The following is a 14,001-nucleotide window of genomic DNA, read 5'->3' on the forward strand; positions in this document are numbered from 1 at the left end:
GTTGCCGAGCCGATACCTCAGTCGGCCAGTACGGGTAGCGCTACCGCCGCCAAGTCACCGTCGAACCCGACGACCCGCCCACCGCGGGCCCCGACCAGCCGCAGCTCCTCCATCGGGTCCGGGCCCGTCAGGTCGACCATCGCCTGAGCGCGCCCTGCTGACCGGTAAGCGTCGAAGGTGACCCTGCCCGCGTGCCCGGCCTGCACGGTGGCGCCGAGCGCGCCGGTGGAGGCCAGCGCGCCCCGGGCGGCGCCGAGCCTGCCCAGCGCCTCGTCGACCGCGTCCAGCAGCGCGGCGCGGTTGCCCTCGCACATCGCCAGCACCAGCTCCGGCCTGCTGCCCGCCACCCGCGTCCCGTCGCTGAACGACCCGGCGGCCAGGGCCAGGGCCAGTGGCCCGCCATCGGCGCCCACAGCGCCCAGCACGGCCGCCAGCACATGCGGCAGGTGCGAGATCCTGGCCACCGCTGCGTCGTGCTCCAGCGTGGTCGTCGGCACCACACCCGCGCCGCAGTCCAGCGCGAGCTGGGCGGCCTCGCGCCACGCGGGCAGCGCGGTCTCCTCGTCGGCGGTCACCACCCACGCCGCGTCGGTGAACAGGGTCGACGTGCTCGCCTGCCACCCCGACTCCGACTTGCCCGCCATCGGGTGCCCGCCCGCGAACCGGGTCGACGGCGCGTACTTGGCGACCGCGTCGGCCACCGGGCCCTTCACGCTCACCACGTCGGTGAGCAGGTTCTCCGGGGCCAGGTCACCGACCTTGCGCAGCACGGCGTCGACCGCGGGCAGCGGCACGGCGACCACCACCAGCGCGTCCTGCTCCGCGGCCCGGCGCAGCGCCGCGTCCACGTCGAGGACGGTGAACCCCTCGGCGATCGCGCCCTGCGCGTCCGCCGACGAGCCCGCTGTCCCCCACACGTCCCGCCCAGCCGCCACAGCCGCCCGCAGGACGGAACCGCCGATGAGCCCCAACCCGACCACGCACACGGATCGCATGTAGCCGGATTGTGCCGTATAGATCACCTGTCAGCGCAGCATGTCCAGAGCGAACGCTGCGTAAGTGCTGACTCCGTGCGGTAGCGCTGACTCGTCGAAGTGGACACGGTTGGAGTGGTTCGGCGCGGCGTCGCCCGGATCCACCCCGGGTGGGCACGCGCCGAGGAACGCCATCGCGCCAGGAACGCGCTGCAGTACGTAAGACCAGTCCTCCGCGCCCATGAGCGGGTTCGTCATGGGGTTCACGTGCCTGGCCCCCAAAGTGGCGCCCGCGATGTCGTGCACGCGCGCGGCGACCTCGTCGTCGTTAATGGTCACCGGGTAGCCCGCGTCGACCTCGAAGGTCGTAGTGCACCCGTGCGCCGCAGCGATCTGCGCGCACACACGTGGGATCTCGGCCAGCATCGTCGCCCGCGACGCCTCGGACAGCGTGCGCAGCGTGCCCTCCAGCTCCGCGGTCTCCGGGATGATGTTCGACGTGGTGCCCGCGGTGATCCGCGCGATGGTCAGCACGGTCGGCTCGAAGACGCTGATCCGCCTGGTCACGACCGTCTGCAGGGCGCCGACCATGGCCGCGGCGGCGGGCACCGGGTCGACCGCGTCGGACGGGTTGGACGCGTGGCCGCCCTTGCCGGTGATCCGGATGGTGAACGAGTTGGCGCTCGCCATGATCGGCCCCGGCCTGCACCGCAGCACCCCGGAGGCCTCCTTCGAGGTGATGTGCAGTGCCAGCGCCCGGTCCACCGGCCGGTCGGCGACGTCGAGCACGCCCTCGTCGAGCATGAACTTCGCGCCGTAGTGGCCTTCCTCGCCCGGCTGGAACATGAATACGACCGTGCCCGCCAACTCGTCGCGGCGGTCGGCGAGCAACCGGGCCGCGGAGGCCAGCATGGCCACGTGGGTGTCGTGACCGCACGCGTGCATGGACCCGTCGACCTGCGAGGAGAAGGGGAGCCCCGTGTCCTCTTGCAGCGGCAGCGCGTCCATGTCCCCGCGCAGCAGCACCGTGGGACCCGGGCGCGCGCCGTCGAGCACGCCGATGACCGAACCGAGCTCGTTGCCGGTGTGCACCCGCAGGTCAAGGCCGTCCAAGGCGGCCAGGACGGCGGCCTGGGTGTGCGGTAGCGCAAGACCCTGCTCCGGGTGCTGGTGGAGCTGTCTGCGCAGCGCGACCGTGTTCGGCTGGAGCGCGTGGGCGGCGTCGAGCAACCCGCTGAAGCGGGGGTCGCCCGCCAACGGAGACTGGTTCGTCATTTCTCGATAGTGTCATCGCGCGCCGGTATGGGGGACTGCTTCTTCCGGGTGACCTCCTAGCGGAATACGGTGTGTGCATGTCGGGAGAGGAGCCGGTACCGGGCTTCGGGGTCGCTGTCATCCGCGAGGACGGCAAGTGGCGGTGCGATCAGATGGACAACATCGCCCTGCGCGAACTCGATGCCGCGATCACCGAGCTGCGCAAGACCCGCTCCACCGGGGCGGTATTCGGATTGTTGGCCGTCGACGACGAGTTCTTCGTCGTCCTGCGGCCCAGCCCGGGCGGGGTCGCGCTGCTGCTGTCGGACGCCGCGGCCGCGCTGGACTACGACATCGCCGCCGACGCGCTCGACCTGCTGCGGGTCGACCCGCCGGAGGACGAGGACGAGGTGTGGCCGGAGGGCTCGCTCGACATCCTCGCCGATCTCGGGCTGCCCGCCCCCGAGCTGCAGGTGATCATCGACGAGGTCGACCTCTACCCGGACGAGCAGCTGCAGATGATCGCCCAGCGGTGCGGGTTCGCGGCGGAGCTGACCAAGCACCTGGACACCATCCTGCAGTGAGCACCGGCGCTGACCTGGACAGACTCGTCCGCGCCGCGATCGACGCCGCCCGCGCGGCCCCGGCGACCGGTGACGTCCCGATCGGCGCGGTCGTGTTCGGGCCGGACGGCTCGGCGCTGGCGGCCGCGTGCAACGCCAGGGAGGCGCTCGGCGACCCGACCGCGCACGCCGAGGTGATCGCGCTGCGCGCCGCGGCCGCCGTCCGCGGCGACGGCTGGCGGCTGACCGGCTGCACGCTCGCGGTCACGGTCGAGCCGTGCACGATGTGCGCCGGGGCGGCCGTGCTGGCCAGGGTGGCCAGGGTGGTGTTCGGCGCCTGGGAGCCCAAGACCGGCGCTGTTGGCTCATTGTGGGACGTGGTCCGGGACCGGCGCCTCGGTCACCGGCCGGAGGTCGTCGGGGGTGTGCTCGAGGCCGAGTGCGCCGAGTTGGTCGCCGGGTTCTTCGCCGCCAAGCGCAAGCAGTGACTTGCGTCACATTGTCGTTGGGTTCGCGCCGGGAACGGACACCCCACTGGTGCGAGCGAAACGGAGGAATGGCGATGAGCGTGTTCGACAAGGCCAAGGACAAGGCCGAACAGGTGATCGGCGAGGTCAAGGAGAAGCTCGGCCAGGCCACCGACAACCGCGACCTGGAGAACTCCGGCAAGGCCGACCAGGTCAGCGGTCATGCGAAGGAAGCGGGTCACACGGCGCGCGACAAGGTGGCCGGTGCCGTGCACGACGCCAAGGAGCGCCTGAACGGCGATCGCCGGTAACACCCGAGGTCACGGGCCCGCCTCCTATCCCCCGGGAGGCGGGCCTGTTCTTTTTCGGGGATCCCGTTCTCACCGCGGGCGAGGGGTCTAGTACTCTCACGCGCGGTGGCGTGTCCGAGCGGCCGAAGGAGCGCGCCTCGAAAGCGCGTGACGGTTCACTCCGTCCGTGGGTTCAAATCCCACCGCCACCGCCAAGACTAAGAGGGCCGGTCAACACTGACCGGTCCTCTTGTCGTTTCTCAGCACAGGTGGTCCAGGAGGTCGCGTGGTGAGCAGGCAGGCGGGGCAGGTGCTGGCGGACAACCTGCGCGCACTGCGTGAACTGAGCGGCTTGTCGTTGTCCGAATTGGCCCGGCGGTCCGGGATCGCCAAGGGGACGCTGTCGCAACTGGAGTCCGGGACCGGGAACCCCACCATCGAGACGGTGTTCAGTTTGTCGAACGCCCTCGGGGTGCCGGTGTCCGGCCTGCTGACCGCCCCGGCCGAGTCGGAGGTCGTGCTGGTGCGCGGCGCCGAGGTCGAGGTGCTCTCCGGGACCGCCGTCGATCTGAGGATGGTGCGCAGGCTCGACCTGGCCGACACCGTGGTCGAGGTCTACGACCAGCGGATCCGACCGGGGGAGACCCAGTACTCGCCCGGGCACACCGGGCGGGAACACGTGCTGGTTACCGAGGGTGTGCTGCGCGTGGGGCCGCCGACGGAGCCCTACGAGGTGGGGCCGGGCGACTACGTGTGCTTCCCGGCGGCGGGCCCGCACGTGTACTCGGCCCTCGACGGTCCGGTCACCTCGATCCTGCTGCTCGAGTACCCCGCGACCGGGGATCGGCCCGCCATCGGGGTACACGGGGATTGACCGCTCCGCCCGCGCTGCTTACGCTCAGGTCGTTCACTTCAATGAACGATGGGAGTGCGGGTCGTGGATGTGGTCGTGGTGGGCGCCGGGGTGATCGGCGCCGCGTGCGCCGACGCGCTGTCGGCCGCGGGCCTTCGCGTCACCGTGCTCGACCGCGGACCGCTCGCCTCCGGGACCAGTGCCGCGGGTGAGGGCAACATCCTGGTCTCCGACAAGGAACCCGGCCCGGAGCTAGACCTCGCTCTGTCCTCCCTAAGCCGCTGGCCTGCACTTGTCGGGGACACCGACATCGAGTGGGATCCCAAGGGCGGGCTAGTGGTCGCCACCGGAGACCCGGCACCGTTGGCGCACTTCGCCGCTGTGCAGCGGGAAGCGGGTGTCGATGCTCGGTGGATCACCCCGGCCGAGGCGCTGGAACGCGAACCGCACCTGACGACGCGGGTGACCGCCGCCGTCCACTACCCGCAGGACGCTCAAGTCCAGCCAGTCCTCGCGGCGCAGGCACTTCTATCGAACGTTCGTCGCCGCGGTGGCGTCCTGCGCCCCGGTGTCACTGTTGTAGGTCTGGACGCAAGAGGCGTGCACACATCCGAGGGCGTCATCGCGTGCGACCACGTCGTCAACGCATGTGGCCCGTGGTCCGGGGAGGTCTCGCGCGCACTCGGTGCGCCTATAGCGATCGCCCCGCGGCGCGGGATGGTTCTCGTGACGGCGCCGTTGCCGCCCACCGTGCACCACAAGGTTTACGACGCCGACTACGTAGGTGCTGTCGCCAGCGGTGACGCTGACCTCCAGACCTCAACGGTCGTCGAGTCGACGGCGGCGGGCACGATCCTCATCGGGTCCAGCCGGGAGCGGGTCGGGTTCGACGAGTCCATCCGCATCCGGGTCCTACGGGAGCTGGCGCGCAAAGCCGTCGCGTTGTTCCCCTCGCTCGCGGATGTCCCTGTCATGCGTGCTTACGGCGGTTTTCGCCCTTACGCACCGGACCATCTACCGGTCATCGGAGCCGATCCGCGCGTCCCTGGCCTCTGGCACGCCACCGGACACGAGGGCGCTGGCATCGGCTTGGCCGCCGCCACCGGTGCCCTGCTCGCCGAACTGCTCACCGGCGCGACTCCGCACCTGGACCCGACACCGTTCCGAGTGGACCGACCGGGGGTGCTCGAATGCGCGTGACTATCGACGGTGTGCCCAGCCAGGCAACTCCGGGCCAGACCGTGGCGGGCGCGTTGCTGGCCGCCGGTCGCACGTCGTGGCGGACAACCCGCGTCAAGAGCAGGCCGCGCGGCGTCTTCTGCGGGATCGGTGTGTGCTTCGACTGCCTCGTGACGGTCAACGGCGTCGCTGATGTGCGCGCCTGCCAGCGACTCCTCGTCGATGGCGATGACATCCGCACGGAGGGGCCGTGAAGGTCGTCGTGATCGGAGGCGGTCCCGCAGGCCTGGCAGCGGCGCGTGCAGCGGCCGGTGCTGGCGCGGACACGGTGCTGGTCGACAGCGAACCGACGCTGGGAGGCCAGTTCCACCGAGGTGACCCGCAGCGGGTTGATCCGAGGGTTCGCCACCTCGCCAACAGCACGGTCTGGGCCGTAGAGGGCATGCGGTTGCACGTACGCACCGGCCCGGCGGATAGCCCTAGCCGCACCGGCGAGACTCTGAACGCTGATGCCGTGGTACTCGCTACCGGAGCGCACGACCGCGTAGTGCCGTTCCCGGGCTGGGACCTTCCAGGGGTCTACACCGCCGGAGCAGCACAAGCGCTCGCCAAGGGGCAGAAGATCGCCATTGGTCACCGAGTCGTGGTGTCCGGCACCGGCCCGTTCCTGCTACCGGTCGCGGAGTCGCTCAAAGCCGTTGGTGCTGAAGTGCTGCGGATCTGCGACGCGAACACGGGTCTGGGTTGGCTCGGACGCCCGCGCGCCGCCAGCCCGGCCAAGCTCGCCGAACTGCTCGGCTACGCCGTTCGTCTAGGCGCAGCATGGCGTCCCCGAACAGCAGTCGTTGCCGCACACGGTGAAGACAGGGTCAACGCCGTGACAGTGGCCAAGCTGAATCCCGATTGGACCATCCGAAGCCAAGAGCGAGTCGCGGTTGACGCTGTCTGCGTCGGCCACGGATTCACGCCGCGCCTCGAACTGGCTGTCGCCGCCGGTTGCGTCCTCACCGACGGATTCGTTCAGGTAGACCACACCGGCGCTACCTCGGTTCCTGGTTGGTACGCGGCAGGTGAGGTGACCGGTATCGGTGGGGCCGACCTTGCTGCTGCCGAAGGTGAAGTAGCCGGGGCAGCAGCCGCAAGAGGTGCCTGCCCCACGAAGGCGTTGGCGAAAGTGCGCAGCGGTCGGAGGTTCGCCGCTGCTCTAGCCGATGCCCACCCGATCCGCCCTGGTTGGCACACCTGGCTGACCGACAACACCCTGATCTGCCGCTGCGAAGAGGTCACGTACAAGGACCTCCGCGCGGCCGTGGACCTCGAAGCCTCCGGTACGCGCACCTTCAAGCTGACCAGCCGGATCGGCCTTGGCCTGTGCCAGGGCCGGACGTGTGCGCGTGCCGCCGTGGACATCGCCACCGCCCTCTCGGGCGACCGGCGGACCTTCTTCACCCCAGCCGACCTGCAACGCCGCCCCATCGCCACGCCGCTGCGGCTGGCCGAACTCGCATCCCTGCCAGAGGAGGACCTGTGACCGAGCGTCTCGACGGCGTCATCGTGGCCACCGCCCTGCCCTACACCCCCGACGACGCCGCGCCCGCCGGGCTGCGCCCCGACCTGGACCGCTACGCCGAGCACTGCCGGTGGCTGGTCGAGAGCGGCTGCCGGGGCGTCGGCCCCAACGGCTCCCTCGGCGAGTACTCCTCGCTCACCGACGCCGAGCGCCGTGAGGTGGCCCGGACCGCGATCGAGGCCGTGGGCGACAACGGCATCGTGGTCGTCGGCGTGCACGGAGTCGGTGCGCACCAGGCAAAGCACTGGGCTGAGATCGCGGCCGAGGACGGCGCTCACGGTGTCTTGTGCCTTCCGCCGACCATGTACCGGGCAAACCCCGGCGAGGTTGTCGAGCACTTCGCGGCCGTGGCGTCGGTAGGCCTACCTGTCATGGTCTACAACAACCCGATCGACACCAAGGTCGACCTCACGCCCGCTCTTGTGGCCGAGATCGCCCAGATCGACAACGTCGTCGCGATCAAGGAGTTCTCCGGCGATGTCCGGCGGGTGCTGGAGATCCGCGAGGCGGCACCGGAGCTGACAGTGGTCGCGGGAGCGGATGACGTTGTCCTCGAATCGCTGCTGATGGGTGCTACCGGCTGGTTCGCCGGGTTCCCGAACGTCTTCCCCGTCGAGTCCGTCCGCCTCTACGAGCTCGCGCTCCAGGGCAAGGTGGCCGAGGCGCGGGCGCTCTACGAGCCGATGGTCGCCGCGTTCCGCTGGGACTCGCGAACCGAGTTCGTGCAGGCCATCAAGCACAGCATGGACATGGTCGGCCGGTTCGGCGGTCAGTGCCGACCGCCGCGCGGGCCGCTCTCCCCGGAGCAGCTGTCGGCGCTAGAGGCCGACATGCGCCGCGCGGTCGACGCCGTGCAGGCGGCCTGACATGCGCTCCACCCGCGTCCTGCACGCGGTCGACTCGCACACCGAGGGCATGCCGACCCGGGTGATCACCGGCGGTGTCGGCGTCATCCCCGGCGACACCATGGCCGAGCGCCGCGAGCACTTCATGGCCGAGCTCGACCACCTGCGCGAGTTCCTGGTCAACGAACCGCGCGGCCACCCCGCGATGAGCGGCGCCATCCTCCAGCCGCCGACCAGGCCGGACGCCGACTGGGGCGTGCTCTACATCGAGGTGTCCGGCTGCCTGCCGATGTGCGGGCACGGCACCATCGGCGTGGCCACGGTCCTGGTGGAGACCGGGATGGTCGAGGTCACCGAGCCGGAGACGATCATCAAGCTCGACACCCCCGCGGGCCTGGTCGAGGCCAGGGTCGCCGTGCGCGACGGCCGCGCGCAGTCGGTGACCATCGAGAACGTGCCGTCGTTCGCGGTCGAGCTGGACGCGACCGTCGAGGTCCCCGGACTCGGCCGGGTCCGCTACGACATGGCCTTCGGCGGCAACTTCTACGCGATCCTGCCCATCGCCGAGCTTGGCATCCCCTTCGACCGCGCCGAGAAGGACCGGATGCTCGCCGCCGGTCTGTCCATCATGGACGCGATCAACGCCACCAACCGGCCCGTGCACCCGGAGAACCCGGCGTTCGGCGGGTGCAAGCACGTGCAGCTCGTCGCACCGCGCACGGACGGCGGTTCCCGCAACGCCATGGTGATCCACCCTGGCTGGTTCGACCGCTCTCCCTGCGGTACGGGTACCTCCGCGCGGTTGGCCCAACTCCACGCCCGCGGCGAACTCGACCTCGATCAGGACTACGTCAACGAGTCGCTCCTCGGTACCCACTTCGTCGGCCGGTTGGTGCGGTCGACGAAGGTGGGCGAGACGACAGCTGTTGTGCCTACCGTTACCGGGCGCGCCTGGATCACCGGTACAGCCCAGTACATGCTCGACCCCACCGACCCGTTCCCTAGGGGGTTCGTCCTGTGAGGATCGTGTCCACCTCGCCGCAGTCGCCCGACGACGTCGTCATCGACGTTCCGGAGGGGGACATCGTTGGCGCTGTCGCACGCGCTCGTACCGCTCAACGGGAGTGGGCGACTACCGGCCCCGCCGTCCGTGCGGCTGCTCTCGACGCGATCGCGGACGCGATTGCCGGGTCCGACCTGGCCCAGCTGATCGTGCGGGAGGTGGGCAAACCCATCACCGAGGCCAAGGGTGAGGTCGCCCGCGCTGTCGCGATCTTCCGCTACTACGCGCAGCAGGCGTACGACCCGATCGGTGAGACCTACCCCGGCGGGTTGGCGTTCACCGTGCGCAGGCCGCGCGGGGTCGCGGGGCTGATCACGCCCTGGAACTTCCCCCTCGCCATCCCGGTCTGGAAAGCGGCCCCCGCGCTCGCCTTCGGCAACGCCGCGGTGATCAAGCCGTCCCCGGACGCCACGGCGTGCGCACTGCGGCTCGCCGAACTCGTCGAGGGACACCTGCCGGACGGCCTGTTCGCCGTCGTCCCCGGTGGTCCCCAGGTCGGGACCGCCCTGGTCGACTCGGCGGACGTCGTGTCGTTCACCGGATCAGGCGGCGTCGGTCGCCAGGTGGCCCTCGCCGCCGCCGAGCGGGGTATCCCGGCGCAGTGCGAGATGGGCGGCCTCTCGGCGGCCATCGTGCTCCCCGACGCCGACCTCGACCGCGCGGCCACCGACATCGCGTACGCCGCCATGGGCTTCGCCGGTCAGAAGTGCACCGCCACCAAACGGGTGATAGTTGTGGGATCGGGTACCCGCGAGGCGCTCGTCTCCGCCGTGGACGCCTTGCGGGTGGGAGACCCGACCGACCCGACGACCGCCGTCGGGCCGGTGATCAGCGCCGCCGCCAGGGACCGGGTGGTCGAGGCCGGTGGCGCGGTGCTCGACGCCGACGGCTGGTTCGTCCGGCCGACGCTGGTCGGCCCCGGCAGCAGGCTCGACCGCGAGGAGGTGTTCGGCCCCATCGCCACCATCACCGAGGTCGCCGACGTCGACGCCGCGATCGCGCTGGCCAACGCCACCGACTACGGCCTGGTCACCTCGCTCTACACCGCCGACCTGACCGCCGTGGTGTCCTATGTGGAGCGGTGCGAGTCCGGGCTGGTGAAGGTCAACATGCCGACCGCCGGTGTGGACTTCCACCTGCCGTTCGGCGGTGAGCGCGGCTCCGGCTACGGCGGCAAGGAGCAGGGCAAGGCCGCCGCCGCGTTCTACACCCTCAGCCGCACCGTCCAGCTGTCCCGATAGTCCCTGACCAGGTGAAAGAGGTGTTCCAGATGAACGACCGCCCGGCCCGGCGCGATCCGTCGAAGTTGGTGGAGGCCGAGGGCTTCCGCGAGTTCGTCCGCGACGACTGGGGCCCGGCCGACCGCACGGTGCACACCGTCGCCGGTGCGGCCGAGGCAGCGCAGGCGCACCGCGCGCGGCTGTCCGCGGCGTTCCCCGGCAAGCGCATCGCCCTCGCCGCGGGCATCGCCCCGACCAGGTCCAACGACACCGACTACCAGCTGCGCGTCGACAGCGACTTCGCCTGGCTCACCAACTGCCACGCCGAGGCCGCCGTCCTGGTCATGAACCCGAACGGCGCGGGCCACGACGCGGTGCTCTACCTGCGCGAACCCGCAGGCCCGAGCGAGCCGGACTTCTTCGCCAGCGCCCGCGACGGCGAGCTGTGGATCGGCGCCGTCCCCGGTCTGGCCGAGTGGTCCGACGCGTTGCGCATCGAGTGCCGCCCGCTGGAGGAGCTGCCCCGCGCGCTGCGCGGCCAGCTGCCGGAGGTGCTCGCCGCCAAGGGGGTCGACCCGCTGCTCGACGCCCTGGTCGGCGCGCACAGCCCCGAGCTGCGCACCGTCCTCGCCGAGCTCAAGCGGATCAAGGACGACTGGGAGATCGGCCAGCTGCGCGCGGCGGTCGACGCGACCTACCTCGGGTTCGAGGACGTCGCCCGCGAGCTGGACACGGCGGTGCGCGGCGGCGGCGAGCGCTGGTTGCAGGGCACCTTCGACCGGCGCGCCCGCACCCTGGGCAACGGCCCCGGCTACACCTCCATCGTGGCCGCCGGTCCGCACGCCCCGGTCCTGCACTGGACCAGGTGCGACGGCCCGGTCGCCGAGGACGGCCTGCTGCTGCTCGACGCCGGTGTCGAGGTCAGCACCCTCTACACCGCCGACGTCACCCGCACCTTCCCGGTCGCGGGCGAGTTCACCGACGCCGAGCGCCGCGTGTACGACCTGGTGTACGACGCCCACCTGGCCGGGATCGCCGAGGTCAAGCCGGGCCGCGAGTACAAGGCCTTCCACGACGCCGCCATGCGCGTGCTCGCCGAGGGCCTGCACGACTGGGGCCTGCTGCCCGGGTCGGTCGACAAGTCGCTCGAGCTCAACGGGCAGCACCACCGCCGCTACATCGTCTGCGGCATCGGCCACCTGCTCGGCATGGACGTGCACGACTGCGCCAGGGCCAGCGCCGCCGCCTACCACGAGGGCACCCTCGAACCGGGCATGGCGCTGACGGTCGAGCCCGGCCTGTACTTCCACCCGAACGACCTGACCGTCCCGCCGGAGCTGCGCGGCGTCGGCGTGCGCATCGAGGACGACCTGGTGGTCACCGCGACCGGCGCCGATGTGATCTCCGACGCGCTGCCCATCACCGCGGACGGCATCACCGAGTGGGTACGGCAGCGGCGGGGGTAGCCTCGGGTCCGTTGTAGACAGGGGATGAAGGAGGGACGTCGTGACCGACCACGACGAGCGACCGGAGGGGACCGGGAAGCACTCGGCGCCGGAGGGCGCCGAGCGGCACCCGTTGATCGACCTGTCCCGTGACCCGAACCCGGGCAAGCCCGACCACGCGGCACCCGAGGACGAGTGAGCGCCGGGTGGGGCGCGGCCGCGCGCCGCGCCTCGCCCGGGTTCGAACAGGTGTTTGAACGAACCGGTGCCCAGGGTGCAGTATGGGCACCATGCGAACACCTGATCGAGAGGCGCGCGGGTCGGTGGCCCTGCTCGCCGCCCGGCTGACCGAGGCCGCCGCGCTCGGGCCGGGTGCCGCTCTCGACCGGATCCAGCAGGTCGCCGCGCAGGGCGGCGAGCTGGCGACGGCCGCCTCGGTGGCGTCGCTGTCGCGGGCACTGGAACTGCTCTGGCAGCGCGGCTGGCTGCCGGGCGAGGCCGTCGCCGCGGTCCCCAAGCCGCTGACCGCGCTGGTCACCGCCGCTATCGGGCACGAGTGCCGTCGCTACCCGACCGCCCGCCTGCACCCGGTGTGGCGCGCGCAGTTGGCCTCTTTGGACACCGCGCCGGTGGAGTTGGCCGAGCCGCTGGTCCCCGGGTTGCGCCGGATCGTCGAGCTGGTCGCGGTGCTGATGTCGCTGCCGCAACTGCCCAGGTTGGTGCCCGGTCCGTGCGAGGCCGAGGTGCGGACCAGCGCGGCCGGGGTCGATCCCCGGGTGATGGCGAAGGTGCGCGGCCTGCTGACCAAGGCCGAGTCCACCCCGTTCGCCGCCGAGGCCGAGGCGCTCTCGGCCAAGGCCCAGGAGCTGATGTCCCGCTACGCCTTCGAACAGGCCGTCATCACCGCGGACCACCCGCAGCAGGCCACCGCCCGCAGGCTGTGGCTGAGCGGGCCGTACCAGGCGCCGAAGGCCCAACTGGTCGAGGCCGTGGCCGGCGCCAACCGCTGCCGCTCGGTCTTCTACCCCCGCCTCGGCTGCGTCGGCCTGGTCGGCCACGAGACCGACCTGGAGATCACCGAACTGCTCGCCACCTCCCTGGCCACCCAGTCCACCCGGGCGCTCGCCTGCGCTCCCGGCCGCACCCGGGCGTACCGCCAGGCCTTCCTGGTCGCCTACGCCCACCGCGTCCACCAGCGGCTGGTGGACGCCGCGGCCCAGGTCCGCCCCCACTCCACGGCGCTGGTCCCGGTCCTCGCCTCCCGGGAAGCCGCGGTCGACGCCAAGTTCGCCGCCCTCTTCCCCGGAATCCGCACCCGCCGCACCACCGCCACCAACCCCTCCGGCTGGACCGCGGGCCTGGCCGCCGCCGACCTCGCCGACCTACACCCCCACCGGCGCGTGGCCAGCTAGCAAGTCGACCAGGGCCGCGATGTCCTCGTTGCCCCCTGCCGCCTCGACGCGTCGGGCCATGAGGTCGAAGAACGGGGTGAGCAGGCGCGGGTCGACGCCCTGGGCCTTGGCCGTGCCGAGGAACGTGGGGATGCCCGCTACCTGCATGGCCAGGTTGGACGTGACGTCGGTGGTGTGGTTGCCTGTGTGTAGTCGTTGGGCGACGCCGTAGGCGGATGCGGTTGTCGTAGTGACCCAGTCGACGAGCAGCGGTGCGAAGGCGACCGGGTCGATGCCGTCCGCGCGTAGCAGGGCGAAAGCGTGCGTGATGCCCGCGAACATGCCGTACATGCCAGAGAGCAGCGCGATGTCGTAGAGCGCCGCGTGACCGGCGTCCTCGCCGACGTAGTGGATGCGTGCTGGTGCTGCGAGCACGGTGGTGTGCTCTTCGACGAGAGCCTGCGAGCCGCTGTAGAAGATGAACGCGCCTGTTGCGCCGATCATCGGAGGTACGGCCATGATCCCGCCGTCGACGAAACGGGCGCCGCGGTCGGTAGCCCACTGCGCGCGGGCACGGGCTTGTTCAGGGGTGCTGGTGGTGAGGTTGACCAGGTCCTTGCCTGCCAGTTCGACGCCGTCGAGCACCTCGGTGACCGAGTCGTCGTCGAGCAGGCAGACGACGACCAGCTGGTTCGCCGCGACCGCCGCCGCCGCGGTGTCGGCCACGACAGCGCCCGCTGGCGACTTGGGGGTCCGGTTCCAGACCGTCGGCGTGATGCCCGCCGCGAGCCAGGCCCGCACGATCGCCGAGCCCATCGCGCCGAGTCCGAGAAGGGTGACTGCCATGCCCCCAGGCTGGTCCGGCCCACCCCGGTGATCAAGTACGC

General features: G+C 71.3%; 16 protein-coding genes and 1 tRNA gene. 14 read left to right on the forward strand and 3 right to left on the reverse strand.

The window, feature by feature from the left end; translation table 11 throughout:
* Positions 1-17: 17 nt before the first annotated feature.
* The gene (locus BMY07_RS30165; protein WP_092786098.1) at positions 18-995 is read right to left on the reverse strand and encodes a prephenate dehydrogenase; all 978 of its coding nucleotides are present in this window, start codon (positions 993-995) and stop codon (positions 18-20) included.
* A gap of 30 nt (positions 996-1,025) precedes the next feature.
* Positions 1,026-2,249, reverse strand: a complete 1,224-nt coding sequence (locus BMY07_RS30170; RefSeq protein WP_092786100.1) for a M20 metallopeptidase family protein — start codon at positions 2,247-2,249, stop codon at positions 1,026-1,028.
* A 77-nt stretch (positions 2,250-2,326) separates the two neighbouring features.
* Between BMY07_RS30170 and BMY07_RS30175 the strand changes: the two genes are divergently transcribed.
* From BMY07_RS30175 to BMY07_RS35725, 14 genes are all read left to right on the forward strand, one after another.
* Positions 2,327-2,812: a tRNA adenosine deaminase-associated protein gene (locus BMY07_RS30175; protein ID WP_092786239.1), complete on the forward strand. Its 486-nt coding sequence runs from the start codon at positions 2,327-2,329 to the stop codon at positions 2,810-2,812.
* On the forward strand, positions 2,809-3,279 hold the full coding sequence (locus BMY07_RS30180; RefSeq protein WP_092786102.1) for a nucleoside deaminase: 471 nt from the start codon (positions 2,809-2,811) through the stop codon (positions 3,277-3,279). The genes BMY07_RS30175 and BMY07_RS30180 overlap by 4 nt, the downstream gene beginning before the upstream one ends.
* A gap of 74 nt (positions 3,280-3,353) precedes the next feature.
* A complete protein-coding gene (locus tag BMY07_RS30185) occupies positions 3,354-3,569 on the forward strand; it encodes a CsbD family protein (protein WP_092786104.1) in 216 nt (71 codons plus the stop codon).
* A gap of 104 nt (positions 3,570-3,673) precedes the next feature.
* Positions 3,674-3,763: transfer RNA gene (locus BMY07_RS30190), tRNA-Ser, on the forward strand.
* A gap of 71 nt (positions 3,764-3,834) precedes the next feature.
* Positions 3,835-4,422: a helix-turn-helix domain-containing protein gene (locus BMY07_RS30195; RefSeq protein WP_092786106.1), complete on the forward strand. Its 588-nt coding sequence runs from the start codon at positions 3,835-3,837 to the stop codon at positions 4,420-4,422.
* Positions 4,423-4,470: 48 nt separating this feature from the next.
* Positions 4,471-5,601: an NAD(P)/FAD-dependent oxidoreductase gene (locus BMY07_RS30200; RefSeq protein WP_092786108.1), complete on the forward strand. Its 1,131-nt coding sequence runs from the start codon at positions 4,471-4,473 to the stop codon at positions 5,599-5,601.
* The gene (locus BMY07_RS30205) at positions 5,592-5,834 is read left to right on the forward strand and encodes a (2Fe-2S)-binding protein (RefSeq protein WP_092786110.1); all 243 of its coding nucleotides are present in this window, start codon (positions 5,592-5,594) and stop codon (positions 5,832-5,834) included. The genes BMY07_RS30200 and BMY07_RS30205 overlap by 10 nt, the downstream gene beginning before the upstream one ends.
* Complete coding sequence (locus tag BMY07_RS30210) at positions 5,831-7,111, forward strand: NAD(P)/FAD-dependent oxidoreductase (protein WP_092786112.1); 1,281 nt, start codon at positions 5,831-5,833, stop codon at positions 7,109-7,111. The genes BMY07_RS30205 and BMY07_RS30210 overlap by 4 nt, the downstream gene beginning before the upstream one ends.
* Positions 7,108-8,016 carry a dihydrodipicolinate synthase family protein gene (locus BMY07_RS30215; RefSeq protein WP_092786114.1) on the forward strand — a complete coding sequence of 303 codons (909 nt, stop codon included), beginning with the start codon at positions 7,108-7,110 and terminating at the stop codon, positions 8,014-8,016. Before BMY07_RS30210 ends, BMY07_RS30215 begins: the two co-directional genes overlap by 4 nt.
* A 1-nt stretch (position 8,017) precedes the next feature.
* Positions 8,018-9,016, forward strand: a complete 999-nt coding sequence (locus BMY07_RS30220; RefSeq protein WP_092786116.1) for a proline racemase family protein — start codon at positions 8,018-8,020, stop codon at positions 9,014-9,016.
* Positions 9,013-10,299: an aldehyde dehydrogenase family protein gene (locus tag BMY07_RS30225; RefSeq protein ID WP_092786118.1), complete on the forward strand. Its 1,287-nt coding sequence runs from the start codon at positions 9,013-9,015 to the stop codon at positions 10,297-10,299. The genes BMY07_RS30220 and BMY07_RS30225 overlap by 4 nt, the downstream gene beginning before the upstream one ends.
* A gap of 29 nt (positions 10,300-10,328) precedes the next feature.
* Positions 10,329-11,744, forward strand: coding sequence for an aminopeptidase P family protein (locus BMY07_RS30230; protein ID WP_092786241.1), 1,416 nt, complete (start codon positions 10,329-10,331; stop codon positions 11,742-11,744).
* 40 nt (positions 11,745-11,784) lie between these two features.
* Positions 11,785-11,922 (forward strand): hypothetical protein, encoded by a 138-nt coding sequence (locus tag BMY07_RS34670; protein WP_092786120.1) that lies wholly within the window; start codon positions 11,785-11,787, stop codon positions 11,920-11,922.
* Positions 11,923-12,013: 91 nt separating this feature from the next.
* Complete coding sequence (locus BMY07_RS35725; RefSeq protein WP_177215885.1) at positions 12,014-13,135, forward strand: DUF2786 domain-containing protein; 1,122 nt, start codon at positions 12,014-12,016, stop codon at positions 13,133-13,135.
* On the opposite strand, the gene BMY07_RS30245 is transcribed toward BMY07_RS35725, so the two are convergent.
* Positions 13,106-13,960 carry an NAD(P)-dependent oxidoreductase gene (locus BMY07_RS30245; RefSeq protein WP_092786124.1) on the reverse strand — a complete coding sequence of 285 codons (855 nt, stop codon included), beginning with the start codon at positions 13,958-13,960 and terminating at the stop codon, positions 13,106-13,108. The genes BMY07_RS35725 and BMY07_RS30245 overlap by 30 nt on opposite strands.
* Positions 13,961-14,001 lie beyond the last annotated feature (41 nt).

The sequence above is a fragment of the Actinokineospora terrae genome, assembly GCF_900111175.1.
Taxonomy (GTDB): domain Bacteria; phylum Actinomycetota; class Actinomycetes; order Mycobacteriales; family Pseudonocardiaceae; genus Actinokineospora; species Actinokineospora terrae.

Bases quoted from the DNA above. Each gene is read 5' to 3' on its own strand.
- BMY07_RS30165 (WP_092786098.1), bottom strand. From the start codon at position 995: ATGCGATCCGTGTGCGTGGTCGGGTTGGGGCTCATCGGCGGTTCCGTC.
- BMY07_RS30170 (WP_092786100.1), bottom strand. From the start codon at position 2,249: ATGACGAACCAGTCTCCGTTGGCGGGCGACCCCCGCTTCAGCGGGTTG.
- BMY07_RS30175 (WP_092786239.1), top strand. From the start codon at position 2,327: ATGTCGGGAGAGGAGCCGGTACCGGGCTTCGGGGTCGCTGTCATCCGC.
- BMY07_RS30185 (WP_092786104.1), top strand. From the start codon at position 3,354: ATGAGCGTGTTCGACAAGGCCAAGGACAAGGCCGAACAGGTGATCGGC.
- BMY07_RS30200 (WP_092786108.1), top strand. From the start codon at position 4,471: ATGGGAGTGCGGGTCGTGGATGTGGTCGTGGTGGGCGCCGGGGTGATC.
- BMY07_RS30205 (WP_092786110.1), top strand. From the start codon at position 5,592: ATGCGCGTGACTATCGACGGTGTGCCCAGCCAGGCAACTCCGGGCCAG.
- BMY07_RS30220 (WP_092786116.1), top strand. From the start codon at position 8,018: ATGCGCTCCACCCGCGTCCTGCACGCGGTCGACTCGCACACCGAGGGC.
- BMY07_RS30230 (WP_092786241.1), top strand. From the start codon at position 10,329: ATGAACGACCGCCCGGCCCGGCGCGATCCGTCGAAGTTGGTGGAGGCC.
- BMY07_RS35725 (WP_177215885.1), top strand. From the start codon at position 12,014: ATGCGAACACCTGATCGAGAGGCGCGCGGGTCGGTGGCCCTGCTCGCC.
- BMY07_RS30245 (WP_092786124.1), bottom strand. From the start codon at position 13,960: ATGGCAGTCACCCTTCTCGGACTCGGCGCGATGGGCTCGGCGATCGTG.